Raw genomic sequence first — 24318 nt, forward strand, 5'->3', positions numbered from 1 at the left:
AGATCCCGTTCCTTAACGAATGATGTAGATGGTCGCGAAAAGACCGATCCAGACGACGTCTACGAAGTGCCAGTAGTAGGACACGACGATCGCGCTGGTGGCCTGCTCATGCGTAAAGCGCTTCGCGGCGTACGTGCGTCCCAGCATGAACAGGAACGCGATCAGGCCACCGGTCACGTGCAGGCCGTGGAAGCCCGTCGTCAGGTAGAACACCGAGGTGTAGGCGTTAGCGGACAGGGTCGCGCCCTCTGACGCCAGCTCGCCGTACTCGTACAGCTGACCGGCGACGAAGACCGCGCCCATCAGGAAGCTGACGAAGTACCAGAAGCGGAGCTTGCCGACCTGCCCCTTCTCCGCGGCCCACACGCCAAGCTGGCACGTCACACTCGACAGGACCAGGATGATCGTGTTGACCGTCGCGAACGGGATGTTCAGGTGAGCGCCTTCTGCCTCAATGCCTGCAGGAAGGAAGGCAGGGCCCCACTCGATGCCCTTCCCCTCGCTCACCGACCGGATGGTGAAGTACATCGCGAACAGCGCCGCGAAGAACATGAGCTCAGAGGACAGCCAGACGATCGTCCCGACACTGACCAGGTTCGGCCGTCGGTACGACTGTGCTGTCGTCGTCGAAGTTATTGCGGATGCTGTCGCCACGGGCAGCATTATTGCGGCTCCGGTGTTCGGTCCGGCCAACGACCCCCCGTTAGGAGGAACAAACCGGCCATCAACCTGGGATAATTGGGACAAAACGCCTGTCAGACCCGGTGGCCTGGGATTGCATCCCGACGCAACGGTACGATCCAGGTGACCATACAGCTTCGAGCGATAGTGAGCGCGAAAGTGACGTCCTCTGGGAGCACCGACGACACGATGAGGGTCCTCGTCTACAGCGACGACGCCACCACCCGGGCCGAGGTCCGCCAGGCGATCGGCCGGCGGCCGGCGGCCGATGTGCCCCTCGTCGAGATCATCGAGTGCGCCACCGAGCCCAAGGTCCACCAGTGGCTCGGCTCCGGCGAGATCGACGTGGCGGTCCTCGACGGCGAGACCCAGCCCGCCGGCGGCATGGGCGTCTCCCGTCAGGCCAAGGACGAGGTCTACGACTGCCCGCCCGTCTGCCTGATCATCGCCAGGCGCGACGACCGCTGGCTGGCCGACTGGTCCAAGGCCGACGCCGTCGTCCCGCAGCCCATCGAGCCCATGGTCCTGGCCGACACCGTGGCCGACCTGATGCGCCGCCGCTCCTCCACCCGACTCAACGCGAAGTAGGTGCTCATGGACTCCCGGACGACCTGGCCCGCCCTGTTCTCCGCGCTCCTTTCCGGCGAGCATCTGACGGCCGACGAAGCGGCCTGGGCGATGCGGGAGATCTTCTCAGGCAATGCCACCTCCGCCCAGATCGCGGGCTTCGCGCTGGCCCTGCGCGCCAAGGGCGAGACGGTGGCCGAGGTGGTGGGCCTGGCCCGGACGATGCTGGAGTTCTCCACCCCGCTGACGGTCGAGGGGCCCGTCCTCGACGTCGTGGGCACGGGCGGCGACCGCGCCCACACCGTCAACGTCTCCACGATGGCCGCCATCGTGGCCGCCGCGGCCGGCGCCCGGGTCGTCAAGCACGGCAACCGGTCGGCGTCCTCCCTGTGCGGCGCCGCCGACGTCCTGGAGCACATGGGCATCAGGCTCGACCTGACGCCGGAGCAGACCGCGCGGGTGGCGCGCGAGGCGGGCATCGCCTTCTGCTTCGCCCCCGTCTACCATCCGGCGCTGCGCTTCGCCGGGCCGGCGCGCAAGGAGATCGGCGTCCCGACGGTCTTCAACTTCCTGGGCCCGCTGACCAACCCGGCCAGACCCAGCGCCCAGGCCATCGGCGTCTACGACGCCCGGATGCTGCCCGTCATCGCCGGGGTCTTCGCCGAGCGCGGCGTGTCGGCCCTGGTGTTCCGCGGCGACGACGGGCTCGACGAGCTGACCATCACCGGCACCTCCACGGTGTGGGTGGTCCGCGACGGCACGGCCACCGAGGCCAGGTTCGACCCCGCGGTGCTGGGCATCCCCAGGGCCGACGCGGGCGCGCTGCGCGGTGGCGACGTGCAGTTCAACGCCCAGGCCGTGCACGACCTGCTGGGCGGCAAGCAGGGGCCGGTGCGCGACGCCGTCCTGCTCAACGCCGCCGCCGCGCTGGTCGCCCACGACGGCGCCGGCGACGACCTCGACTCGGCGATGCTCAAGGGCTACGAGCGCGCCAGGCAGGCCGTCGACTCCGGCCTGGCCTCCGACACGCTGCGCCGCTGGGTCGAGGTCAGCAGCTCCTACCGCCCGTCGTGACCGTGAGCGCGCCCCTGAGGCGCGCTCACGTCTTCTGGCGGTACGTGGTACACGAAAGCCCTGGCAGCGCCTTCACGGCCTGCTCAGGGCCGTGCGGCGGTCACCCGGTCAGAAGGTGATGCTCGGGCCGTCCTTGAGCGTGCTCCACTTGAGCCATTCCTTCCAGTTCTCCTGCCAGTGTCCCCACCCGTTGGTGGGCTCCAGCTTCCGCGGCGACCCCGTGATGATGATCGGGTCCCCGATCAGGGTGTTCTTGATGAACCAGGCCGCGTCCTCCGGGCTGACGTTCACGCAGCCGTGGCTGACGTTGGAGTTGCCCTGCGAGCCGACCGACCAGGGCGCGCTGTGCACGTACTCGCCGCTGTTGGAGATGCGCACGGTGTTGTAGACGGTGAGCTGGTAGTAGCCGGACTGGCCCGGGCCGATGCCGGGCGAGGTCATGACGGTCACCGGCTCCCTCGACATCGCCAGGTGCACGCCCGAGGTGGTGTAGTACTTCCACTGGCCGCCCTGTCCGGCGCTCATCGGCATGGTGCGGATGCGCTTGCCGTCGCGGCGGACCGTCAGCACGTGCTCGTCGGTGGTGCCCTTGGTGATCTGGGCACGGCCGATCTTGAAGTCGAGGGTGACGTCGCGCTTGCCGTACAGGCCCGGGCCGCCGCGCACCCCGGCCAGCTTCGCCTCCAGCCGGACCTTCGTGTACGCCGGCCAGTAGTCCTCCGGCCGGAAGTCCACGTGGCTGTCGTCGAACCAGTGCCAGGCCCCCTCCACCGGCTTGGAGCTGCGGATGGTGAGGTTGCGCTCGACGGCCACCCGGTCGCTCACGGGCTTGTCGAAGGCGATCATGACGGGCATGCCGATGCCGACCGTCAGCCCGGTGTCGTCCCTGTTGGGGGTGACCGTCTGGATGTCGAACGTCTTGTCGCCCTTGACCGTGGTGAACGTGCTGGAGGTCTCGCTCTGCTTGCCCGAGGCGTCCACGCTGACGACGGTGACCGTGTAGCCGGCGCTGGGCCGGGCGGTGGCCGTGCTGCGCCAGCGGGTGCCGTCGCCGCTCAGGACGCCCTTGAGCCGCCCGGCCTTGCCGCCGTCCACCCGGACGCTCTTGATCGTGCCGCCGTGGGCGGAGACCACCACGGCCTGGTCGGTGGCCACGTTCACGGCCTTGTCCTGCGGCGTGATCGCCACCGCCGGCTGCCGCGCGACGGCGGCCAGTTCCTTCGTCTCGTTGGCCTCGCCGCTCAGCGAGCACGCCGTGAGCAGGGCCAAGGCCAACAAGCCTGCCGATCCGTTCGCCAAGCGCCTCACGAGTGCCCCCCTCGCCCAAGATCCAACCTTCTCCTCCCTTATTACCCTGAGTGATCTATTCACGACATCCGCCACCTGGTAAAGAACACGAAAAAGCGGGCGTCCTCCCCTATGGGAGAGACGCCCGCTTCGAGGTGCTAGGGGGTTCTCAGTGCGAGAAGTTGCCCCGGTAGTACTGGAACACGAACCCGATCATGGCCATGATGATCAGGAACACGCCGATCAGGAACATCCAGAACCCGATCACGAACCCGGCGAAGGCGAAGGCCGCCGCCAGGCACAGGAACAGCGGCCACCAGCTGCTCGGGCTGAAGAAGCCGATCTCGCCCGCGCCGTCGCTGATGTCGGCCTGCTTGTCGTCCTCCGGCTGGGCGCCGATGCGCCGCGCGGTGAACATCAGGTAGTAGCCCACCATGAAGGCGAAGCCGACCGAGATCGCCATGGCGGTGGTGCCCACGGGCTCACCGTGACCGGTCGCGGCCTTCGTCCAGAACCAGTAGCCGACGTCGACACCGGCGAAGAACAGGCCGCACAGCAGGAACAGCCAACCCTGGACCTTCATCAGGCCTCCACCTCCTGGGCGGACTTGGCGGACATGTGCGGGTAGTGCAGGTCGAACGCCGGGCGCTCGGACCGGATCCGCGGCAGCGAGGTGAAGTTGTGCCGCGGCGGCGGGCAGGAGGTCGCCCATTCGAGCGAGCCGCCGTAGCCCCAGGGGTCGTCGACGGTGACCTTGGGCGCCGAACGCCAGGTCTTCCAGACGTTGTAGAAGAACGGCAGCGTCGAGGCACCCAGGATGAACGCGCCGACCGACGAGATCATGTTCAGGTCGGTGAAGCCGTCGGCCGCGCTGTAGTCGGCGTAACGCCGCGGGAAGCCGATCATGCCCAGCCAGTGCTGGACGAGGAAGGTGGTGTGGAAGCCGATGAACAGCAACCAGAAGTGCACCTTGCCCAGCTTGTCGTCGAGCATCTTGCCGGTGAACTTGGGCCACCAGAAGTAGAAGCCTGCGAACATGGCGAACACGACCGTGCCGAAGACCACGTAATGGAAGTGGGCGACGACGAAGTAGGTGTCGCTGATCTGGAAGTCGAGCGGCGGCGAGGCCAGGATGACGCCGGTCAGGCCGCCGAGCAGGAACGTGATCAGGAAGCCGACCGAGAACAACATCGGCGACTCGAACGACAGGTGACCCCGCCACATCGTGCCGATCCAGTTGAAGAACTTCACGCCCGTCGGCACCGCGATGAGGAACGTCATGAACGAGAAGAACGGCAGCAGGACCTGCCCGGTCGGGAACATGTGGTGCGCCCAGACCGTGATGGACAGACCGGCGATCGCGATGGTGGCGCCGACCAGGCCGATGTAGCCGAAGATCGGCTTACGGCTGAAGACCGGCAGGACCTCGGTCACGATGCCGAAGAACGGCAGCGCGATGATGTACACCTCGGGATGGCCGAAGAACCAGAACAGGTGCTGCCACAGGATCGGCCCGCCGTTGGCCGGGTCGAAGATGTGCGTGCCCAGCTTCCGGTCGGCCTCCAGGGCCAGCAGCGCGGCGGCCAGCACGGGGAAGGCCATCAGCACGAGCATGCTGGTCAGCAGGACGTTCCAGGTGAAGATCGGCATGCGGAACATGGTCATGCCGGGGGCGCGCATGCAGATGATCGTGGTGATGAAGTTCACCGAGCCGAGGATCGTGCCGAGGCCCGACAGGGCCAGTCCCATGATCCACAGGTCGCCGCCGATGCCGGGCGAGTGGATCGCGTTCGACAGCGGCGTGTAGGCGAACCAGCCGAAGGAGGCCGCGCCGCCCGGCGTGAGGAAGCCGGACACGGCGATGATGCTGCCGAACAGGTAGAGCCAGTAGCTGACCATGTTCAGACGCGGGAAGGCCACGTCGGGGGCGCCGATCTGGAGCGGCATCAGCTCGTTGGCGAAGCCGGCGAACAGCGGCGTCGCGAACATCAGCAGCATGATCGTGCCGTGCATGGTGAACAGCTGGTTGAACTGCTCGTTGCTGGTGATCTGCAGCCCGGGCTGCGCCAGCTCGGCCCTCATGATCAGCGCCATGACGCCGCCGATCAGGAAGAAGGCGAACGACGTGATCAGGTACAGGTGTCCGATGATCTTGTGATCAGTCGAGGACAGCCACTTGGCGATGATCTGGCCCTTGGTGACGGGCCGGACCGGTGCGCGAAGCGGTTCTTGGATGGCGGTCACTGGGCACTTCCAGCCTGGGTCGCGATGTACTTGTCGAACTCAGCCTGCTTGACGAGCTTCACCTTGAACAACATCCGGCTGTGGTCGACACCGCACAGCTCGGCGCACCGGCCGGCGTAGATGCCCGCGCGGTCGTCGCCGAGGGTCTTGATCTCGAACTTGCGCCCGGGGTTGCCCTCCGGGATGCCGGGGATGATGTCCCGCTTGAACAGGAACTCGGGCACCCAGAACGAGTGGATCACGTCGTCGGTCGACAGGTCGAACTCGACCTTGGTGTTGGTCGGCAGGATCAGCTCGGGGCCGTTGCGGTAGTCGCTCACCGGCATGCCGGGCACGGGCTGCAACGTCTTGCCGTTGTAGGTCGTGGTGAAGCGCCAGCTCCACTGGTAGGCCTCGACCTTGACCTTGACGGGCGCGTCGCCTGCGACGTCCGTGAGGACCTTGCTGTCGCGGGCGGTGAAGAAGAAGAACACCGACACCATGACGAGCGGGACCACCGTGTAGAGGATCTCGATCGGCAGGTTGTAGCGCACCTGGGGCGGCAGCTCGGCCTTCCCCTTGCGCTTGCGGTGGAAGATCGCGGCCCAGACGATCAGGACGATGACGACGACGCCCGTGGCGAGTGCGGCGATCCAGGCCCCGTTCCACAGATGCTGAACGACCTTGGCCTGCTCGGTCACGCCCTCGGGCAGCAGGCCGTTGGACCAGTCGAACTTGGGAACGTCATTAGCACACGCCGTAGCAGTGGCCAGCAGCAACGCCAAAGCGGCGGCGCGCGGCACCCTGCGCCGGGCCAACGAACGCCGCGTCGTACGGCGAGTCGGACTCACGGATCGCCTACCCCACAGATGAAGCCCAAGAGTCTTTCCCTTGGGTGCTCGTATTTCCAAATGCACAGCTGATTGCAGACACATTAGCGTGCAGGTGTCCCGCCCTACCGCGCGACCCCTCGATGGCGCCGCAAGTGGGACGATGTGTCTCGTGGCGTATTTCGACGCGGCCTCGAGCGAGCCGCTGCACCCTCAGGCACGCGAGGCGCTGCTGGCGGCGATCGACGTCGGCTGGGCCGACCCCGCGAGACTGTACACCCAGGCCCGCCGCGCTCACCTGCTGCTGGAGCAGGCCCGCACGGAGGTGGCCGAGGCGCTCGGCGCGCGCCCCGACGAGGTGTCGTTCACCTCGTCCGGCACGCAGGCCGCGCATCTCGGCGTGCTCGGCACCCTACACGGCAGGCGCAGGGTCGGGCGTCATCTGGTCACGGGTGCGGTCGAGCACTCCAGCGTGCTGCACGCGGCCGGCGTGCACGAACGCGACGGCGGCACGGTCGAGACCGTGGGCGTGAATCTCGAAGGCCGGGTCGACCTCGACGCGTTCGCGCGCGCGGTCGCGGCTCCCGGCACCGCGCTGGCCTGCCTGCAGACGGCCAACCACGAGGTCGGCACGGTGCAGCCGGTCGCCGAGGCCGCCGCCGCGTGCCGGGCCCACGGGGTGCCGCTGCTGGTCGACGCGGCCCAGACCGCGGGCCGCATGCCGATCCCGCCCGGCTGGTCGGTGCTGACCGCGAGCGCCCACAAGTGGGGCGGTCCGGCCGGGGTGGGCGTGCTGGCGGTGCGCAAGGGCACCCGTTTCCGCTCGTTCCTGCCCGAGGACGAGCGGGAGCGGCGGCGGGTGCCGGGGTTCGAGAACGTGCCGGGCATCGTGGCCGCGGCGGCGGCGCTGCGGGCGATGAGCGCCGAGGCGGCCCAGGAGCAGGCGCGGCTGTCCACGCTCGTCGCCAGGATCAGGGAGACCGTCCCGAAGATCGTGCCGGACGTCGAGGTGATCGGCGACCCGGTCGGCCGGGCGCCCCACATCGTGACCTTCTCCTGCCTCTATGTCGACGGCGAGGCGCTGCTCACCGAGCTGGACAAGGCCGGATTCGCCGTATCGTCCGGAAGCTCGTGCACCGCTAGTACGCTTCGTCCATCGCACGTCCTCGAAGCGATGGGCGTGCTGACGCACGGGAACGTCCGGGTGTCGCTGCCCAGGGGCACGTCCGCCGCCGAGGTCGACCGGTTCCTGGCCGTGCTGCCCGAGCTGGTACGCCGCATCCGGCACGACGCAGGAGTCGCATGACCGAGGTAACTCAGCCGTCATTGACGATCGACGCGCTCGGGAAGAAGTGCCCGATCCCGATCATCATGCTCGCCGAGCAGATCAACCACGTGCCGCTCAACGCCGTGGTGGCGGTGCTGGCCGACGATCCGGCGGCCTACACCGACGTGCCGGCGTGGTGCCGGCTGAAGTCCCACCGCCATGTGGCCTCGTACGAGCTGCCCGAGGGCGGCTGGGCCATCCACGTGATGCGCAACTACTGATGGTTTGTGGGTAGGGCCCTCCCCTGAGGGCACTTCGACCATTCGGGGGAGACATGGCCAAGGCGAACGAGACCGCCCGCGACGTGATGAGCACGGGCGCGGAGTGCATCGCCGCGCACGAGACGCTCGACCGGGCGGCGCAGATGATGCGCAACAGCAACGTGGGCGCGCTGCCCGTGTGCGGGCCCGACGACCGGGTGACGGGCATCATCACCGACCGCGACATCGTGATCAAGTGCGTCGCGGCCGGTCACGACCCGGCGCAGGTGACGGCGGGCGAGCTGGCGACCGGCCTGGTCTGGGTCCCGGCGGACGCCACCGTGCAGGAGGCGCTGACGCGCATGGAGGAGAACCAGATCAAGCGGCTGCCCGTGCTGGAGGGCGACCGCATCGTCGGCATGATCAGCGAGGCCGACCTCGCCCGCTGCCTGCCCGACGACCAGCTCGCCGAGTTCGTGCACCGGGTGTACGCCAGCCGCTGACGCCGGCGCGGGATCGCCCCGCCACGCCGTACGGCGGGCGGGGCGTACGGCTGTCAGGGGTGGTAGCAGCGCACGTGGTCGGCGATCTCGGCCGCGGCCTCGGCGCCGTAGGCGGCCGAGAAGCGCTCCAGGAAGACCTTCTGCCCCAGCTCGTACTCCTGGCCGCCGACGCGCTCCAGCACGTGCGTGGCCGTGAGGTTGCCGATCTGGCCGCAGCGCTCCAGCGGCAGGCCCCAGGCCAGGCCGGACAGGAAGCCGGCGCGGAAGGCGTCGCCGACGCCCGTGGGGTCGGCCTTGCCCCGCTCGGGGGCCGGGGCGACCTGGATGGAGGGCTCGCCCTTGCGGTCGATGACCGCGCCCTTGGGGCCGAGCGTGGTGATCCGGACGCCGACCCGGTCGAGGATCTCCTCGTCGGACCAGCCGGTCTTCTGCTCGATGAGCCCCTTCTCGTAGTCGTTGGAGAACAGGTAGGCGGCGCCGTCGACGAGCTGCCTGATCTGCTCGTCCGCCATGCGGGCGAGCTGCTGGGAGATGTCGGCGGCGAAGGGGATGCCGCGCTGGCGGCACTCGTCGGTGTGCCGCAGCATCGCGTCGGGGTCGTTGGGGCTGATCAGCACCAGGTCGAGGCCGCCGAGCCGGGTGGCGACCGGCTGCAGCTCGATCAGCCGCGCCTCGGCCATCGCCCCGGTGTAGAAGGAGGCGATCTGGTTGTGGTGCTCGTCGGTGGTGCACAGGAAACGCGCGGTGTGCTGCGTCTCGGAGATGTGCACGGACTCGCAGTCGACGCCGTGGCGCTCCAGCCAGGAGCGGTAGTCGGCGAAGTCGTTGCCGACGGCGCCCACCAGGATCGGCTTGAGGCCGAGGCAGCCCATGCCGAAGGCGATGTTGGCCGCGCAACCGCCACGACGGATCTGAAGGTCGTCGACCAGGAACGAGAGCGACACCCGGTCGAGTTGCTCGGCGATGAGCTGGTCGCCGAAGCTTCCTGGGAACGTCATCAGGTGGTCAGTCGCGATGGAGCCGGTTACGGCGATGCGCACGGGATTCTTCTTCCTCGTTGTCAGCAGGCCAATGAGCCCCCCGAGAATACGCGAAGGTCCCGCTCGCACAAAGGCGGGCGGGACCCCACGGACCGAAGCCGTGACCCCTTAGTTGAACGAGTCGCCACAGGCGCAGGAGCCGGTGGCGTTGGGGTTGTCGATGGTGAAGCCCTGCTTCTCGATGGTGTCGACGAAGTCGATGCTGGCGCCCAGCAGGTACGGGGCGCTCATGCGGTCGGTGACCACACTGACGCCGCCGAAGTCCGTCACCACGTCACCGTCCATGGAACGGTCGTCGAAGAAGAGCTGGTAGCGCAGGCCGGAGCAACCACCCGGCTGCACGGCGACCCTCAGCTGCAGACCCTCCTCGCCCTGCTGCTCCAGCAGGCTCTTGACCTTCGCGGCGGCCGCGTCAGTCAGGATCAGGCCCTGCGTCGTGGTCTCGCTGCTCTCAACCGTCATCTGCTGACTCCCTAACCCGGCTGTCTGATTCCGACGTCCTACTGATGACGCTACCAACACCTCGCCCATGCCACACATTCCCGGGTCCCCTACCCCCGGAATAACCACATTCGTCCGTGTGTCATAGTGAGTATCGTCAAATCGACGATAAGGGGGTATGGCGATGGCCACCCAGACCGGTCTGCCGCTCTTCGTCCTCGGGCAGGGCGCCGATCCGCACAGCGAGAAGGGCGTCGAGTGTCCCGGCGAGCTGCCGCCCGCGTCCGACCCTGACCTGGTCGAGCGCGCCCGCAAGGCCAAGGAGGCGCTGGGCGACCGCCTGTTCGTGCTGGGCCACCACTACCAGCGCGACGAGGTCATCCAGTTCGCCGACGTGACGGGCGACTCCTTCAAGCTCGCCCAGCAGGCCGCCGCGCGGCCCGAGGCGGAGTTCATCGTCTTCTGCGGCGTGCACTTCATGGCCGAATCCGCCGACATCCTGACCGGTGACGCCCAGAAGGTGGTGCTGCCCGACCTCGCCGCCGGGTGCTCCATGGCCGACATGGCCACGTTCGACCAGGTGGAGGAGTGCTGGGAGGCCCTTGAGGATGCCGGTCTGGCCGGCGAGGTGGTCCCCGTCACGTACATGAACTCCAGCGCCGACATCAAGGCGTTCTGCGGGCGCAACGGCGGCGTGGTGTGCACCTCCTCCAACGCCAAGAGGGCCCTCGACTGGGCGTTCGAGCAGGGCCGCAAGGTGCTGTTCCTGCCCGACCAGCACCTCGGGCGCAACACGGCGGTCCTGGAGATGGGCATGTCGCTGGAGGACTGCGTGGTCTGGAACCCCCACCGCCCCGGCGGCGGGCTGACCCGCGAGCAGCTCGACCGGGCGCGGATGATCCTGTGGAAGGGCCACTGCTCGGTGCACGGCCGCTTCACGGCCGAGTCCGTCGACGACGTTCGCGCGCGCATCCCCGGCGTGAACGTGCTCGTCCACCCCGAGTGCCGGCACGAGGTGGTGCTCAAGGCCGACCACGTGGGCTCGACCGAGCACATCATCAAGACCCTCCAGGCCGCTCCCGCCGGTTCGAGCTGGGCCATCGGCACCGAGCTGAACCTGGTCAAGCGGCTGGCCACCATGTTCCCCGACAAGAACGTCTCGTTCCTGGACCGCACGGTCTGCTACTGCTCCACCATGAACCGGATCGACCTGCCGCACCTGGTGTGGGCCCTGGAGTCGCTCGTCCTGGGCGACGTCGTCAACCGGATCACGGTGGACGAGGACACCGCCCACTGGGCCAGGGTCGCCCTGGACCGCATGCTGGCCCTCCCGTAACGCCCTCCCCTCGCGGGGAGGGACCCGGCCCGTGGCGAGGAGCGCCCGCCCTCGCCGCGGGCCGGCGTGCTCATGCCGCCGTCAGGCGAAGTCGTAGCCGACGCGGACGGTCACCGTCAGGGTCTGGCGGCCCGGGCTGACCGAGGAGCCGGCGTCGGCCGCCGCGGCCATCGCGAACAGCGGCTGGGGGCCGCCTCCCCGGACCTCCTCGGAGATCGACACGACCGGGCCGAGCGGGCGTCCGGCCAGCTCGGCGTACTGGGCGGCCTTGGCCGCGGCGTCCCTGAAGGCGCCGGTCCTGGCCTCGCCGAGGACGGCCGCCGGGTCGGACAGCTCGAAGGTCACGCCGTTGAGCCGGGCCTCCTCGCCCACGCCGGCGACCGTGTCGATGACGGCGTCGGCCCGCGACAGGTCCCTGACGACCACCTCGACGCCCTGGGCCGCCCGGTAGGCGGAGACCTTCGGGTAGACCTCGTACTCGGGGCCGAGTGAGAGCTCGACCGTGCGCACGTCGTGGGCCGCGATCCCGGCCCCGGCCAGCGCGCCGGCCAGCCGGGCCGCGGCGGCCCTGACCGCCGTGAACGCCTCGGACGCCGACGACCTGCGCACCTCGACGCCCGCCAGCAACCGCAGGACGTCGGGCGCCGCCTGCACGCTGCCCTCACCGACGACGGAGATGTCCACGCCTGCCCCCCTCGACTGGGTTCGCCTCGATCCTACGGGCGTGTCCTGCCCCCGCCTACGGCCGTGTCACACGGCGTCCACGATCGACCCTGGATCGTCCAGCTCGATCCGGCGCCCCGAGCCGGGCAGCAGGACGAGCTTGGCGTCGAGGTAGCCCGCCAGGCGCTCCTGGCGGGCGTCCCGGGCGCCGGCGCCGAGCACGGTGACCGGGATGTCGGGAAAAGGGTGACCGGCCCTGATGCTGCGGAGGTCGGCGGCCATGTCGCGGCGGGCCAGCCACTCCCCCGCCACCGCCGCGGGCACCTTGCCCATGCGGTACACGCCGAACGGGTCGCCCGTGCCCGTGACCAGGCGGTGCGCCGGCGGTCCGGCCAGCCGGGCCAGCACGTTCGCGCCCCACGTGCCGCCCAGCGCGGGCAGCCACGCGCCCAGGACGGCGGCGAGCGCGAGCGGCCGGCGTCCGGGCGGCGGGCTCGGGTCCACCAGGACGAGCTTGGCCACGCACAACGGGTGCAGCCGGGCGAAGGCCTCGGCGTGCCAGCAGGACAGGCCGTGCGCCACCAGGGTGACCTGGGACGGGTGCGAGGGGGCCAGCGCGGCCAGCCGGGCCACCTCGGCGTACAGGGTGGGCCGGTCGGTCGCCGGCGGGCTGAGCCCGAGCCCCGGCCGGTCGAAGCGCACGACCCGGTGGCAGGCGGCCAGCCCGGCGGCCACGGCGTCCCAGTGGAACCAGGCGCCCCCGAGGCCCGCCGTGATGAGCACGCCGGGGCCCGCGCCCTGGTCGACGACGTGCGGGGGGCCGCAGTGGGCCTCCTCGCCGTCGTGGACGAGCAGCCTGAGCGCCACGTACACCACCCAGACGGCGATCATCGTGAGCTGGATCCGGTGCGCGACGCCGGCGAGCCGCCCGGCGGCCAGGGCGACCAGCATGAGCCCGGTGGCCCCCGCGCTCAGGCCGGTGAACAGCCACGACACCCATGAGCGCCAGCGCGCCGACAGCAGCGCCATGGCGGTCAGCACGGCCGTCATGGCCAGCGCGCCGGCCACCATGTGGAGCCGGTGGGCGATCCCGTCGCCGACGCAGGTGGGGTCGCTGAGCACGGCGCAGTCGAGCGGGATCAGGCCGGAGACGACCGTCAGCAGCCCGAACGCGGCCAGCGCGAGCCAGCCCGCCCACTCGCGCGCCACCCTCGGCAGCGTCGCCACGGCCGCCAGGCAGGCCAGCCCGGACAGCACGTCGCTGACCCGGAACAGGCGTGTCCAGGGCTGGTCGCGGGCGGCCAGCTCGCTGACGTAACCGTCGGTCCTGTCCACGGCGGGCGTGGTGAACTGGCCGGTGATCCACGCGCTGTACAGCACGGCCGCCACGATGAGCGCCGATGCCGCGGCGATGAACAACCTTCGCTCCACGTGATGATTACATCACCAGCCGTGGTCAAAGGCCCGGAGCACCCCATACCGGGAACCATCGGCTGAGGTCGGCCTCCAGTGGCAGCTCGCCCTCCAGAGCCCCTCGAACCTGCAGTTCGAGGGCGTTGTCACGCCTGTTCCCGGGCAGCGGCGCGAACGGGTAGAACGTGCCGCGCTTGTACAGGTACACGACCGCCAGCCGCTTCCCGCCGGGATCGGCGAACGACACCAGCGAGCACAGCAACGAGGGCCCGAACCCGGCCGACTCCAGCGAGGAGTTGACCGCGTGCAGCTCGGTGACCAGGTCGCCGACGGCGTCCGGCGTGCGGCGGACCAGCAGCCAGGTGTAGCCGTAGCCGTCGTCGGACTCCTCGACGCGCCCGCCGAGCAGCGCCTTGACGTCGCTCTCCAGCGTGGCGAACGCGCCGCCCTCCGCGGCCCTGAACGACACCGAGCCGAGACCGGTGGGGACGAGACCGGTCGCGGCCTGGAGCGTCACGGCCGCGGACGGCAGCGCGAACAGCGCGTCGAGGTTGGGCTTGACCGGCTTGGACCGGCCCAGCAGCGAGTCGAGCCAGCCCATACGGCCTCAGCCCCTTCCGAGCTGCTTGGAGATGGACGCGAGGAGTTCGAGCCGCCGTTCCAGCGGCGGGTGCGTCGAGAACAGGTTCGCCAGCGTCTCCCCCCTGGCCAGAGCCGGGGCGAAGTAGAAGGCGTTGAACGGCGCCGCCTCGCGCAGGTCGGTCGTCGGGATGCGCGCCATGTCGCCGGTGACCTTGGTCAACGCGCTGGCCAGGGCCGAGGGACGCTGCGTGAGCAGGGCTCCGGCCCGGTCGGCGGCCAGCTCGCGGTAGCGCGACAGGGCTCTGGTGAGCAGGAAGCTGACGGCGTACACGACGATCGAGACGAGCATGATGATCAGCCCGACCGGTATGCCGCCCTGGCCGTTGTCCCGCCGCCCGCCGAAGCCGGCGTACAGGGCGAACCTCGTCATGAGGCCCGCGACGATGCCCAGGAACGAGGCGATCGTCATGACGGCGACGTCGCGGTGGGCGACGTGCGACAGCTCGTGGGCCAGGACGCCTTCGAGCTCCTGCGGCTCCAGGCGGCGCAGGATGCCCGTCGTCACGCAGACGACGGCCCGCTTCTGGTTGCGGCCGGTGGCGAAGGCGTTGGGGACGTCGGAGTCGGCGATCGCCACCCGTGGCTTGGGCATGTCGGCCAACGCGCACAGCCGGTCGATCAGGCCGTGGAGCTCGGGGGCCTCCTGTGGGGAGACCTCCCGTCCGTGCATCGCGAACAGGGCGATGCGGTCGGACAGGAAGTACTGCACCAGCAGCAGCCCCCCGGCGAGCACCAGCACGGTCAGGGCGCGCACGCCGAGGGCGATCAGCACCCCGACGAACACCACGTACAGCAGCCCCAGCAGGAACATCGTCACGACCATGCGGCGGGTCAGGCCGCTGTCGGACGCGAACCGCGTGCCCACGGGGATCAGCCCGGAATGAGGCCTTGGTCGCCCAGCATCTCCCGGACCTCCTCGATCGAGGCGTCCGCGGGGGGAAGGATCAGCTCTGACGGCTCAAGGCTGTCGTCGGGAAGCGCCTTGCCCACATGGCGCACCTTGTCGAGCAACGCGTGCAGCTTGACGCGGAAGGCCTTCTCGTCACCGGTCTCGATGGCGGCCTCAAGCTCGCTGTCGAGCTCGTTGAGCACCGTGATGTCGTCCGGCGAGATCTCGACCTGGCCCTCGCCCATGATTCTGACGATCATGCGTTCTCCCCGGGCTGACGCAGCTGCTGGGTGTGACCCTGCTGCGGCTGGGCCTGCTGCTGGGGCTGCCCCTGCTCGATGGCGCTCTTGGGCGCCGGGCCCTGGCCCAGCTCGGACTTCATCCGGGCCAGCTCCAGCTCGACGTCCATGCCGCCGCCCATGCGGTCGAGCTCGGCCTGGATGTCGTCGCCGCGGGTGCCGCTGAAGTCGTCGAGCGCGCCGCTGGCCAGCAGCTCGTCGATCGCGCCCGCGCGGGCCTGCATCTGCGCCGTCTTGTCCTCGGCGCGCTGGATCGCCAGGCCGACGTCGCCCATCTCCTCCGAGATGCCGGAGAACGCCTCGTTGATGCGCGTCTGGGCCTCGGCGGCGGTGTAGGTCGCCTTGATCGTCTCCTTCTTCGTGCGGAAGGAGTCGACCTTGGCCTGCAGCCGCTGGGAAGCCGTGGTCAGCTTCTCCTCCTCGGCCTGCAGGTTGTCGTGCTGGACCTTGAGGTCGGCCATCTGCCCCTGCAGATTGGACCGCCGCTGCAGGGCCTCACGCGCGAGGTCCTCGCGCCCGACGGACAGCGCCTTGCGGCCCTGGTCCTCGTAGCGCCTGGCCTGGGCCTCCAGGCCGTTGATCTGCAGTTCTACCCGCTTGCGCGAGGTGGCCACGTCGGCCACCCCTCGACGCACCTTCTGCAGCAACTCGAGCTGCCGCTGATAGGAGTAGTCAAGCGTCTCGCGCGGATCCTCCATCTTGTCCAGGGCCTTGTTGGCCTTGGACTTGAAGATCATCGAAAGTCTCTTCATCACGCTCATGCGCGTCGGCCGTCCCCTTCTAGGTCGTGCTGGTGTTCACCCAATGCAGCGCAGCCGCCTTGGGATTACCCTACGCATAACGCACGGGGGCGTCACTAAGTTGCAGTCCAGGTAGGGTTGACGTGTGTTGCGACGCCGATCCCAAACCTCCGTGGACGACACCCCCGTCCCCGTTGACGATCCTAAGCCCCAGGGTAAAGGTCGTCCCACACCCAAGCGCCGGGATGCCGAGGGCAGACGACGCCAGCCGGTCTCCGCGCCGAAGGACCGCAAGGAGGCCTATCGGCAGATGCGGACCAAGCAGGCCGCCGAGCGCGACCGGGCCCGCAAGGGCATGCTCGCAGGTGACGAGCGGTTTCTTCCCGTTCGCGACAAGGGTCCGGCGCGCAAGTTCGCGCGCGACTGGGTCGACTCGCGACGCCTGCCGAGCCAGTACTTCCTGCCGTTCTCGCTACTGATCCTGCTGGCGACCTGGGTGCCGTGGCCGATCGAGGTCCGCGCGCAGGTGCTCAACATCGTGATCGCGGTCGGCTGGCCGATCATGATGGTCGGCGTCCTGTTCACCTCCGTCTACGTGGCGTGGAAGGTGAAGAAGGAGGTCGCGGCCAAGCTTCCCAACGAGAGCGTCAAGGGCGTCGGCTTCTACGCGGCGATGCGGGCTTTGCAGATCCGCAAGCTGCGGTTCCCGCCGCCCACGGTGCTTCCGGGCGGCAAGCCCGCACCGCCCAAGAAGTAGCCCTGTTTTCCCGATTTTTCGGGAAACGGCCTATCGGCGACGCCCGCGTGCCCATCACCGTCCGGTGGTGGGCACTCGTGCTTCCTCCTCACGCCCGCCTTCAGCGTGCCGGTTTCCAGCGCAGGTGGCCGCGGGTGACGACCGGGCGGCGGCCGTCGATCGTCCCGCCGCGTTCGAGGGCGTCGGCGACGGTCCGCAGCAGCGTGTACGACGACCGCAGCCGCCTGCTCGTGGCCCCGGACACCGTCCCGTCGGCGGAGCTGACGGTGGCGTACGCCGTAGTGCCGTCGAAGGCGGTGTAGGACAGGAACGGGATCAGCAGGCCGTCCCAGGTGCCGGCCGGCCGGCGGGCGCACATCTCGCGCCAGGCGTCCCTGATGCCGCGGACGGTGAGCTGCTGGCGCGCCCCGGGGCGGAAGCCCAGCACGCCGGCCCCGCGCGCGCCGTTGTGACGCAGCAGGGAGGCGCGCAGGGCGTCCGGGAAGTCCACGCCCATCTGCGACTCGGCCACGGCGATCGTGCGCGCCCTGACCGGGCCGCCGAGCGTGCGGTAGGTGCGGGGGGCGTTGCGCCTGAGCCAGCGTTCGATGCGCCGCCACTGGCCGTCCACGGCCCGCTTGACGTCGGGCGCGACCCTGCGGGGGTCGATCGGGCGGCGCCGGGGCGCGCAGTTGGGGGCCTGGGCGGCGGACGCGGCCGGAGTCGGCTCGCCGGTCGCCACAGGGTCGGCCGGAGGCTCAACGGGCGTCGCGTTCCCGGTGTGGACCGGGAGCGGCTCCTGCTGCTCGGTGACGGCGCGCACGAGGGCCGTGGCGCCGCGCTGCACCGACGTACCCACCAGGGCGAACCCCAGCGTCAGGGCCACGACGACCGCGATGACCAGCCACGACAGGAACGTTCCCGCACCTCGGGCCCGCCGTGCGGGCGCGGGGACGGACGGCGGCGGCTCGGCCTGCGGCAGACGGGCGCGGCGGCGTAACCGCACCGCGAGGGCGATCAGGACGGCCGCGGTGAGAGCCTGGCGGACGAGCTTGAGCACGTCGCGCACCCTATCCCGAAACGAATCGGTTCATGTGACGCTCTAAGGTCGAACGTATGGAATTCCGACACCTCGGCCGCAGCGGTCTCCTGGTCAGCGAGATCAGCTACGGCAACTGGCTCACCCACGGCTCCCAGGTCGAGGAGGACGCCGCCAAGCTGTGCGTGCAGGCGGCGCTCGACGAGGGCATCACCACCTTCGACACCGCGGACGTCTACGCGGGGACGAAAGCCGAGGAGGTGCTCGGCCGGGCGCTCACGGGCGTCCGCAGGGAGTCGCTGGAGATCTTCACCAAGGTCTACTGGCCCACCGGCCCCGGCAAGAACGACCGCGGGCTGTCCCGCAAGCACATCACCGAGTCGATCAACGCCTCGCTGCGCCGCCTCCAGACCGACTACGTCGACCTGTACCAGGCCCACCGCTTCGACAACGAGACGCCCCTCGAGGAGACGCTCAAGACGTTCGACGACCTCGTACGGCAGGGCAAGGTGCTCTACGTCGGCGTCAGCGAGTGGACGGCCGAGCAGATCGGCCGGGCGCTGAAGATCGCCGACGAGATGGGCTTCGACCGGATCGTGTCGAACCAGCCCCAGTACTCGATGTTGTGGCGGGTCATCGAGTCGGAGGTCGTGCCGCTGAGCGAGCGTGAGGGCGTCGGCCAGATCGTCTGGTCGCCGATCGCGCAGGGCGTGCTCACCGGCAAGTACCTGCCCGGCCAGCAGCCGCCGCAGGGCTCGCGGGCGACCGACGCGAGCGGCAGCGCCATGATCGCGCGTTACCTGAACGACGACGTGCTCACCCGCGTGCAGGAGCTCAAGCCGATCGCCGACGACCTCGGCCTGACCATGGCCCAGCTGGCCGTCGCCTGGGTGCTGCAGAACCCGAACGTCTCCAGCGCCATCGTCGGCGCCACCCGCCCCGAGCAGGTGCGCGACAACGTCAAGGCGGCCGGCGTCAAGCTGGAGGACGAGGTGCTCAAGCGCATCGACGACGTGCTCGGCACGGTCGTGGAGCGCGACCCGGCCAAGACGGTGAGCCCGGCCACCCGTCCCTGACCCGAGGTGACGAGAACCCCTTGAGCCGCGATGCGCTCAAGGGGTTCTTCCTTTTCCCGGATCACTCCGGACGCAATGACATCCCGGTGTATTCGACGCGGTCCTCGTCGAGCAGCGCCACCTGCTCGACTCCGGATTCGAGCAGGTCGCGCCAGTTCTCCCCGAGCCAGGACTCCGCATCGGCCTGACTCGGAAAAATCTCTCGCGGCAAAGGGCGGTCCGTCACCTCACCACCATTTGCATCTTCATAACGCCACCGCCATGTCATGCCATACGCTCCTTCTCCGCGGGTTCGCCGGCGCTTTCCCTCCGACGGCACTGGAACCCTACTCCCGAGCTCGGAAGTCCATCGAGGCCGCGCGCGTGCCGTGTCGCGGCGGGGCCGGCGGGGCCGTCCTGGGGGGCCGTCCGGCTCGTCGTCGTGTGCGGCCTGGCGGGCGGTTCTTGTCCGGGCGCGTAGCCTCTGGGCGGTGAAGCTTCTTCTCTCCGGGACCGCGGGTGAGGCGGGATGGCCCGCGGACGGGTGCGCGTGCGCCTCCTGCGCCCGGCTCCCCCGCCACGGTCGCCGCCCTTTCGACCTGGTCGTGGACGACGTGGCCCGTTTCCCCTTCACCGGCGAGGGCGCGTTCGGCGACGGGCTCGGGCTGGCAGGGGCCGGGGGCGAGGCCGTCCTGTGCCTGCCGCCGGGCCGCGAGCCCCCCGCCGACGGTCCCGCGCGGTACGACGTCGTCGTGCTCGACCTGCTCGACCGCCCGCAGCGGCTCGGCGAGCTGCGCCGGGCCGGGCTGGCCGACGACCGCACCATGGTGGTGGCCGCGTGGCTGGACCACCGGATCAGATCGGAGGAGGAGCTGGCCAGGCGGCTGCGGCTGTGGGGGGCGGTGGCCGTGCCGGACGGGACGGTCCTGGAGAGCGGCCGGACGGTACGCGGGACGCCGCCGCGCCGGGCGTTGCTGCTCGGCGGGTCCAGGTCGGGCAAGTCGGCCGAGGCGGAGCTGCGGCTGGCGGCCGAGCCGTACGTCACCTACGTCGCCACCGGCGGCGACGGCGCGGCGGACGGCGAGTGGGCGGCGCGGGTGCGGGCGCACAAGGAACGGCGGCCCGCGCACTGGGACACGGTCGAGACCACGGACCTGGCGGGTGTCATCGGCGCGGCGAGCACGCCCTTGCTGATCGACGGGCTGGGCACGTGGCTGGCGGCGGTGTTCGACGAGCACGGGGCATGGGACGGCGACCGCGCGCCGGTCGAGCGGCGCTGCGCGGAGCTCGTCGCGGCGTGGCGGGGCACGCCGGTGCCGCTCGTGGCGGTCTCGGACGAGGTGGGGATGGGCGTGGTGCCCGCCACGTCCGCCGGTCGGGCCTTCAGGGACGCGCTCGGCAGGCTCAACGAACGGCTCGCCGCCGAGTCCGAGTACGTCGCCCTGGTGGTCGCCGGACGCCCCCTGGAGCTCTGACCCCGCGAGCGGGAGTCCACGACCTGCGGAAGAAGGGCCTTACGGGCGGACGGCTCTGGCGTACCAGCGGCCGTCGAGGCGGTCCACCTGCAGCGGCCGGCCGAAGCACTCGGACAGGTTGCCGGCCGTGAGCACCTCCGACACCGGCCCCGCGGCCAGCAGCCGCGAGTCGCGCATGAGCAGCGCGTGCGTGGTGGTCGCGGGCACCTCCTCCAGGTGGTGGGTCACCGTGACCGTGGTCAGGACGGGCCGGGTGGCGGCCAGGTGCTCGACCGCGGTGATGAGGTCCTCGCGCGCCGGCAGGTCGAGCCCGGCGAACGGCTCGTCGAGCAGCAGCACGGCGGGCTCGGCCATGAGCGCCCTGGCCACCCTGACCCGGGCCCGCTCCCCTTGCGAGCACACCCGGAACGGCCGCTCGGCCAGGTCCTTGCAGCCCAGGTCGGCCAGCAGGCGGCCGGCGCGCTCGCGTTCGGCGTCGCCGTACTTGTCCCACAACGGGACGCTGGTGCCGGTGTGGCCGGTCAGGACGACCGTGTGGGCGGTGGCGCCCTCCTGCTCCATCAGTTCCTCGTCGACCAGCCGCTGGCTCGCGGCGACCAGGCCGATGTGGCGGCGCAGCTCCCGCAGGTCGATCCGGCCGAGCCGGTGGCCGAGCACCCTGACCGTGCCCTCGCTCGGGTGGCGGACCGCTCCGGCCAGGGAGAGCAGGGTGGTCTTGCCCGCGCCGTTGGGGCCGAGGATCACCCAGTGGTCGCCGTACTCCACCTGCCAGTCGATGGCGTCGAGCAGCGTTTTGCCGACAACCCGGACAGCTACACCTTCGAGTTCAAGCACGTGCATTCCCGCCACATTAGTCGGCCCTAGGATCGGTCGTTATGCGGCTTGCTGAGCTGACCCATGGGCTGCGCCTCGCGATCGGCACGCTCAGCGCCGTTCCCGTGCGGGTCGAACGGGTCGATCGGAAGGTCGCCGGGTGGGCCATGGTGGCGGCTCCGGCGGTCGGGCTGGGGCTCGGCGCGGTGGCGGGCCTGGCGCTGCTGCTTCCTGGGCCGCCGCTGCTGGGCGCGGGGCTCGCGCTCGCGCTGCTGGCCGCGCTCACCCGCGGGCTGCACCTGGACGGGCTGGCCGACCTCGCCGACGGCCTGGGCAGCGGCAAGCCCGCCGACGCGGCCCTCGACATCATGAAAAAGTCGGACATCGGGCCGTTCGGGGTGATGACGCTGGTCCTGACGCTGCTCGTCCAGGCGGCGGCGCTGACCGGGGCCGGTTACGCCGCCCTCGTCACCGCCTGCGTGGCCGGGCGGCTGGCGCTCGCCTGGGCCTGCCGGGCGAGCGTGCCCGCCGCCCGTCCGGGCGGGCTCGGGGCGATGGTGGCGGGCACCGTGAGCGCTCCGGCGGCGTGGCTCGCCACACTGGCCGCCCTCGCGGTGAGCGCCGGGCTGGGGCTGGCGGCCGGGACGTGGGCGCCGCCGTTCGCGCTGGCGGCCGGGCTCGGGGCGGCGCTGCTGCTGCTCCGGCACGCCCGGCGGCGGCTCGGCGGCGTCACCGGCGACGTGCTCGGCGCGCTGGTGGAGACCGGTACGGCGGCCGCGCTCGTGGTGTGCGCGATCCTGGGCTGACCCAGCGGCTCGCCCACGCGGCCACGGAGGACGGGGGGCGGGTCAGGCGACCGGCTGCGGGACGCGGGTCCGGAGGGTGCGGAGGAGGATCACGCAGAGCAGGGCGAGCGGGACCCACCCGACCAGCCCGGTGAGCCCGGACACCGCCGTGTCGGGCGGGGCCGCGGCGTCCCCGAGCAGCAGCACGGCCGGAAGGACCGCGTTCAGCGAGCCGTGCGCGACCACGCAGGGCCACACGCTGCCCGTACGCAGCCGCAGCCAGCCCACCGCGATCCCGGCCAGCACGCAGAAGCCGATGAACTGCAGCGCCGCCCACGACCCGAGGCTCGGGTAGTTGTAGCCGAGCAGGGTGACCGGGGCGTGCCACAGTCCCCAGATCGCGCCGGACAGCGCCAGCCCGCCGATCGCCCCGTACGTGGACGACAGCCGCGGCAGCAGCCAGCCGCGCCAGCCCCACTCCTCGCCCAGCGCCGGGATGGCGTTGAGCACCGGGCCCGCCAGCACGCCGATGGCGATCTGCAGGTAGAGAGCCGGGCCCGGGTCCGCCGGCGGCCGCACGCCCGCGGCTTCGAGCGTGGCCCGGTAGAGGCTGAACCGGTCGAGGTCGAGCGGGAACAGCCCGACCGCGGTGCTGAGCCCGGCGCAGACGGCGATCAGCAGCGGCACGCCCAGCCAGGCGGCGAGCACGTACCGGCCGGTGCGCCCCTTGCTCTCCCCCAGCGTCAGGCCGGTCTCGGCGGCCCACCGCCGCCAGGGCGCGCGGGACAGCGCCCACACGCCGAGCACCCCGGCGGTGGGGGTGAACATCATGACGGCGGCCAGCCCCTTGGCCGCGGGCGAGGCGAGACCGGCGCCGAGCCAGATGGGCAGCGCCACCAGCCAGGACAGCCCGAACGCGAGGACGAGGAAGACGGCGAGCTGCTTTCTCATGACCGGACACGCTCCGCGACGAGGGCGTTGATGAGGGACGCGCCGCTCTCGGCGTCGTCGATGCTGATCGCCAGCCGGCCGCCGGAGCGGTAGCCGACGACCAGGCACTCGCCGCCGCGCAGCATGATGGTGGCCATGCCCGGGATGCCCCGGAAGCCCCAGCCGCCGACCTCGCTCGGCCTGCGGACCTCCGTCCAGGCCCGGTCGATCTTCGACAGCGGGATCCTGCGCGCCGGGAAGCCGAGCGGGCCGAAGCCGATGACGAGCGCGTCGCCGCCGACCCGTACGGTCAGGCCGGCGGTCGCCAGCCCGACGACCATCGCGATCACGGCCCCGGGCAGGGCCGAGGCCAGCGTCGCGGCCGAGACCGCGCCGGCCAGGCGCAGCCCGCAGAGCACCGCGACGGCCGCCGCGGCCACGAGCGCCAGCGCGACCAGCCACGGGTTGACCAGACGGCTGACCCAGACCGTGCGCCGGCCGGGCCGCAGGCGCATCGCCGGGGGCGGCTGCACGGCCTGGACGGGGTCGGGCGCGCCCCTGCCGAGGTAGCCCGCGAGCACGCCCACGCCGAGCGACCCGACGACGACCAGCGGGACCTGCCAGCCGGAGAGGCTCGCGGCCGTCCAGTCGGGCACGTCGAGGTTGGCCGACAGGGTGGAGGCCTGGGTGCCGAGCACCAGGACCCCGCCGCCGAACAGCCCGCCCCACCACAGCGCCCGCCCGTTCCTGTGCCGCAGCGCCCAGCCGCGCGCGGCGACGGCCAGCAGCGCGACCCACACCAGGGTCCACACCGCGGCCACCGTCAGCACGTGGGCCTGGAAGGAGGCCGAGTTGTCGACGCCTCCCGCGTTCCAGTGGGTGGCCAGCGGTTCGGGCAGCCGGTCGCGCAGCGCCATCGGGCCAAGGACCAGGGCGGCGGTGACGGCCGCGCCCCACGCCGCGGCGGCGACTCGTGGGTTCATGGCAGATCCTCCAGGATGGTGATGAGGTCCTCACGGCGGTAGCCGTGCCTCTCGGCCTCCTCCAGCAGCTCGCGGGCCCGCTGCACGAGCAGCGCGCGCCCGTCGGCCCGGCCCGCGACGCTGACCCCGCGCCCCCGCCTGAACTCCAGCAGCCCCTCGTCGCGCAGGTCGCGCAGCGCGCGCAGCACGGTGTTGGGGTTGATGCCGAGCACCCTGGCGAGGTCGCGGGCCGGCGGAAGGCGGTCACCGGGCGCGTAGGAGCCCTCGCCGATGGCACGGCGGATGGCGCCGGACACCTGTTCGTGGAGGGGCCGTGCGTCGTTGAGATCGAGCGCGAGCAACATGAT

The 24318-nt window shown here is 70.8% G+C and carries 29 protein-coding genes; 10 read left to right on the plus strand and 19 right to left on the minus strand.

Annotated features, from left to right (window positions below):
- Positions 1–12: 12 nt before the first annotated feature.
- Positions 13–663, minus strand: coding sequence for an aa3-type cytochrome oxidase subunit III (gene ctaE / locus ACWCSU_RS12355; RefSeq protein WP_357700646.1), 651 nt, complete (start codon positions 661–663; stop codon positions 13–15).
- A 207-nt stretch (positions 664–870) separates the two neighbouring features.
- Here ctaE and ACWCSU_RS12360 point away from each other — a divergent pair, with 207 nt between their 5' ends.
- Both ACWCSU_RS12360 and trpD read left to right on the plus strand, forming a co-directional pair.
- Positions 871–1269: a hypothetical protein gene (locus tag ACWCSU_RS12360; protein ID WP_357700985.1), complete on the plus strand. Its 399-nt coding sequence runs from the start codon at positions 871–873 to the stop codon at positions 1267–1269.
- A 6-nt stretch (positions 1270–1275) separates the two neighbouring features.
- Positions 1276–2322, plus strand: a complete 1047-nt coding sequence (gene trpD, locus ACWCSU_RS12365) for an anthranilate phosphoribosyltransferase (RefSeq protein ID WP_357700648.1) — start codon at positions 1276–1278, stop codon at positions 2320–2322.
- A gap of 108 nt (positions 2323–2430) precedes the next feature.
- Here the strand turns inward: trpD and ACWCSU_RS12370 are convergent, their stop codons facing one another.
- From ACWCSU_RS12370 to ctaC, 4 genes are all read right to left on the minus strand, one after another.
- Entirely contained in the window at positions 2431–3591 is a 1161-nt protein-coding gene (locus ACWCSU_RS12370) for a L,D-transpeptidase (protein WP_449934989.1), read from the minus strand.
- 187 nt (positions 3592–3778) lie between these two features.
- Entirely contained in the window at positions 3779–4192 is a 414-nt protein-coding gene (locus ACWCSU_RS12375) for a cytochrome c oxidase subunit 4 (protein WP_352353336.1), read from the minus strand.
- On the minus strand, positions 4192–5853 hold the full coding sequence (gene ctaD, locus ACWCSU_RS12380) for an aa3-type cytochrome oxidase subunit I (protein WP_364091382.1): 1662 nt from the start codon (positions 5851–5853) through the stop codon (positions 4192–4194). The genes ACWCSU_RS12375 and ctaD overlap by 1 nt, the downstream gene beginning before the upstream one ends.
- Positions 5850–6683: an aa3-type cytochrome oxidase subunit II gene (gene ctaC / locus ACWCSU_RS12385; RefSeq protein WP_364091384.1), complete on the minus strand. Its 834-nt coding sequence runs from the start codon at positions 6681–6683 to the stop codon at positions 5850–5852. The genes ctaD and ctaC overlap by 4 nt, the downstream gene beginning before the upstream one ends.
- A 142-nt stretch (positions 6684–6825) precedes the next feature.
- Between ctaC and ACWCSU_RS12390 the strand changes: the two genes are divergently transcribed.
- From ACWCSU_RS12390 to ACWCSU_RS12400, 3 genes are read left to right on the plus strand one after another with little or no spacing between them, the layout of a single operon-like run.
- Positions 6826–7968: a cysteine desulfurase family protein gene (locus ACWCSU_RS12390; protein WP_364091386.1), complete on the plus strand. Its 1143-nt coding sequence runs from the start codon at positions 6826–6828 to the stop codon at positions 7966–7968.
- Positions 7965–8210 carry a sulfurtransferase TusA family protein gene (locus tag ACWCSU_RS12395; protein WP_352353344.1) on the plus strand — a complete coding sequence of 82 codons (246 nt, stop codon included), beginning with the start codon at positions 7965–7967 and terminating at the stop codon, positions 8208–8210. Before ACWCSU_RS12390 ends, ACWCSU_RS12395 begins: the two co-directional genes overlap by 4 nt.
- 53 nt (positions 8211–8263) lie before the next feature.
- On the plus strand, positions 8264–8692 hold the full coding sequence (locus ACWCSU_RS12400; RefSeq protein ID WP_357700660.1) for a CBS domain-containing protein: 429 nt from the start codon (positions 8264–8266) through the stop codon (positions 8690–8692).
- A 53-nt stretch (positions 8693–8745) separates the two neighbouring features.
- On the opposite strand, the gene ACWCSU_RS12405 is transcribed toward ACWCSU_RS12400, so the two are convergent.
- Both ACWCSU_RS12405 and erpA read right to left on the minus strand, forming a co-directional pair.
- The gene (locus ACWCSU_RS12405; RefSeq protein WP_357700662.1) at positions 8746–9732 is read right to left on the minus strand and encodes a carbohydrate kinase family protein; all 987 of its coding nucleotides are present in this window, start codon (positions 9730–9732) and stop codon (positions 8746–8748) included.
- Positions 9733–9840: 108 nt separating this feature from the next.
- Positions 9841–10194 (minus strand): iron-sulfur cluster insertion protein ErpA, encoded by a 354-nt coding sequence (erpA, locus tag ACWCSU_RS12410; protein ID WP_125630793.1) that lies wholly within the window; start codon positions 10192–10194, stop codon positions 9841–9843.
- Between the two features lie 157 nt (positions 10195–10351).
- On the opposite strand from erpA, the gene nadA reads away from it, so the two are divergent.
- Positions 10352–11509: a quinolinate synthase NadA gene (gene nadA / locus ACWCSU_RS12415; protein WP_364091391.1), complete on the plus strand. Its 1158-nt coding sequence runs from the start codon at positions 10352–10354 to the stop codon at positions 11507–11509.
- Between the two features lie 81 nt (positions 11510–11590).
- On the opposite strand, the gene ACWCSU_RS12420 is transcribed toward nadA, so the two are convergent.
- The 6 genes from ACWCSU_RS12420 to ACWCSU_RS12445 form a co-directional block, all read right to left on the minus strand.
- Complete coding sequence (locus ACWCSU_RS12420; protein WP_449934990.1) at positions 11591–12193, minus strand: SIMPL domain-containing protein; 603 nt, start codon at positions 12191–12193, stop codon at positions 11591–11593.
- Between the two features lie 66 nt (positions 12194–12259).
- Positions 12260–13603: an alpha/beta fold hydrolase gene (locus ACWCSU_RS12425; protein WP_357700668.1), complete on the minus strand. Its 1344-nt coding sequence runs from the start codon at positions 13601–13603 to the stop codon at positions 12260–12262.
- A 25-nt stretch (positions 13604–13628) separates the two neighbouring features.
- The gene (gene pspAB, locus ACWCSU_RS12430) at positions 13629–14186 is read right to left on the minus strand and encodes a PspA-associated protein PspAB (protein WP_357700670.1); all 558 of its coding nucleotides are present in this window, start codon (positions 14184–14186) and stop codon (positions 13629–13631) included.
- Between the two features lie 6 nt (positions 14187–14192).
- Positions 14193–15092, minus strand: coding sequence for a zinc metalloprotease HtpX (gene htpX / locus ACWCSU_RS12435; RefSeq protein WP_357700672.1), 900 nt, complete (start codon positions 15090–15092; stop codon positions 14193–14195).
- 5 nt (positions 15093–15097) lie between these two features.
- Complete coding sequence (gene pspAA, locus ACWCSU_RS12440; protein ID WP_357700674.1) at positions 15098–15376, minus strand: PspA-associated protein PspAA; 279 nt, start codon at positions 15374–15376, stop codon at positions 15098–15100.
- Entirely contained in the window at positions 15373–16176 is an 804-nt protein-coding gene (locus ACWCSU_RS12445; protein ID WP_357700676.1) for a PspA/IM30 family protein, read from the minus strand. Before ACWCSU_RS12445 ends, pspAA begins: the two co-directional genes overlap by 4 nt.
- A 151-nt stretch (positions 16177–16327) precedes the next feature.
- Here ACWCSU_RS12445 and ACWCSU_RS12450 point away from each other — a divergent pair, with 151 nt between their 5' ends.
- Complete coding sequence (locus ACWCSU_RS12450; protein WP_357700678.1) at positions 16328–16912, plus strand: DUF3043 domain-containing protein; 585 nt, start codon at positions 16328–16330, stop codon at positions 16910–16912.
- A 100-nt stretch (positions 16913–17012) separates the two neighbouring features.
- Here ACWCSU_RS12450 and ACWCSU_RS12455 read toward each other — a convergent pair whose 3' ends face one another.
- Positions 17013–17951, minus strand: a complete 939-nt coding sequence (locus ACWCSU_RS12455) for a hypothetical protein (protein WP_449934991.1) — start codon at positions 17949–17951, stop codon at positions 17013–17015.
- A gap of 56 nt (positions 17952–18007) precedes the next feature.
- Here ACWCSU_RS12455 and ACWCSU_RS12460 point away from each other — a divergent pair, with 56 nt between their 5' ends.
- On the plus strand, positions 18008–19006 hold the full coding sequence (locus tag ACWCSU_RS12460; RefSeq protein ID WP_449934992.1) for an aldo/keto reductase family protein: 999 nt from the start codon (positions 18008–18010) through the stop codon (positions 19004–19006).
- Between the two features lie 61 nt (positions 19007–19067).
- Here ACWCSU_RS12460 and ACWCSU_RS12465 read toward each other — a convergent pair whose 3' ends face one another.
- The gene (locus ACWCSU_RS12465) at positions 19068–19274 is read right to left on the minus strand and encodes a hypothetical protein (RefSeq protein ID WP_357700684.1); all 207 of its coding nucleotides are present in this window, start codon (positions 19272–19274) and stop codon (positions 19068–19070) included.
- Positions 19275–19476: 202 nt separating this feature from the next.
- Here ACWCSU_RS12465 and ACWCSU_RS12470 point away from each other — a divergent pair, with 202 nt between their 5' ends.
- On the plus strand, positions 19477–20460 hold the full coding sequence (locus ACWCSU_RS12470) for a bifunctional adenosylcobinamide kinase/adenosylcobinamide-phosphate guanylyltransferase (RefSeq protein WP_357700686.1): 984 nt from the start codon (positions 19477–19479) through the stop codon (positions 20458–20460).
- Between the two features lie 39 nt (positions 20461–20499).
- On the opposite strand, the gene ACWCSU_RS12475 is transcribed toward ACWCSU_RS12470, so the two are convergent.
- Entirely contained in the window at positions 20500–21300 is an 801-nt protein-coding gene (locus ACWCSU_RS12475) for an ABC transporter ATP-binding protein (protein ID WP_449934993.1), read from the minus strand.
- A 35-nt stretch (positions 21301–21335) separates the two neighbouring features.
- Here ACWCSU_RS12475 and ACWCSU_RS12480 point away from each other — a divergent pair, with 35 nt between their 5' ends.
- Positions 21336–22079 (plus strand): adenosylcobinamide-GDP ribazoletransferase, encoded by a 744-nt coding sequence (locus tag ACWCSU_RS12480; protein WP_449934994.1) that lies wholly within the window; start codon positions 21336–21338, stop codon positions 22077–22079.
- Between the two features lie 42 nt (positions 22080–22121).
- Here the strand turns inward: ACWCSU_RS12480 and ACWCSU_RS12485 are convergent, their stop codons facing one another.
- From ACWCSU_RS12485 to ACWCSU_RS12495, 3 genes are read right to left on the minus strand one after another with little or no spacing between them, the layout of a single operon-like run.
- A complete protein-coding gene (locus ACWCSU_RS12485; RefSeq protein ID WP_357700692.1) occupies positions 22122–23009 on the minus strand; it encodes a CPBP family intramembrane glutamic endopeptidase in 888 nt (295 codons plus the stop codon).
- Positions 23006–23971, minus strand: coding sequence for a hypothetical protein (locus tag ACWCSU_RS12490; protein ID WP_357700694.1), 966 nt, complete (start codon positions 23969–23971; stop codon positions 23006–23008). The genes ACWCSU_RS12485 and ACWCSU_RS12490 overlap by 4 nt, the downstream gene beginning before the upstream one ends.
- A complete protein-coding gene (locus ACWCSU_RS12495) occupies positions 23968–24315 on the minus strand; it encodes a GntR family transcriptional regulator (protein ID WP_357700696.1) in 348 nt (115 codons plus the stop codon). Before ACWCSU_RS12495 ends, ACWCSU_RS12490 begins: the two co-directional genes overlap by 4 nt.
- Positions 24316–24318: the final 3 nt, after the last annotated feature.

Source organism: Nonomuraea sp. NPDC001699, from assembly GCF_053596455.1.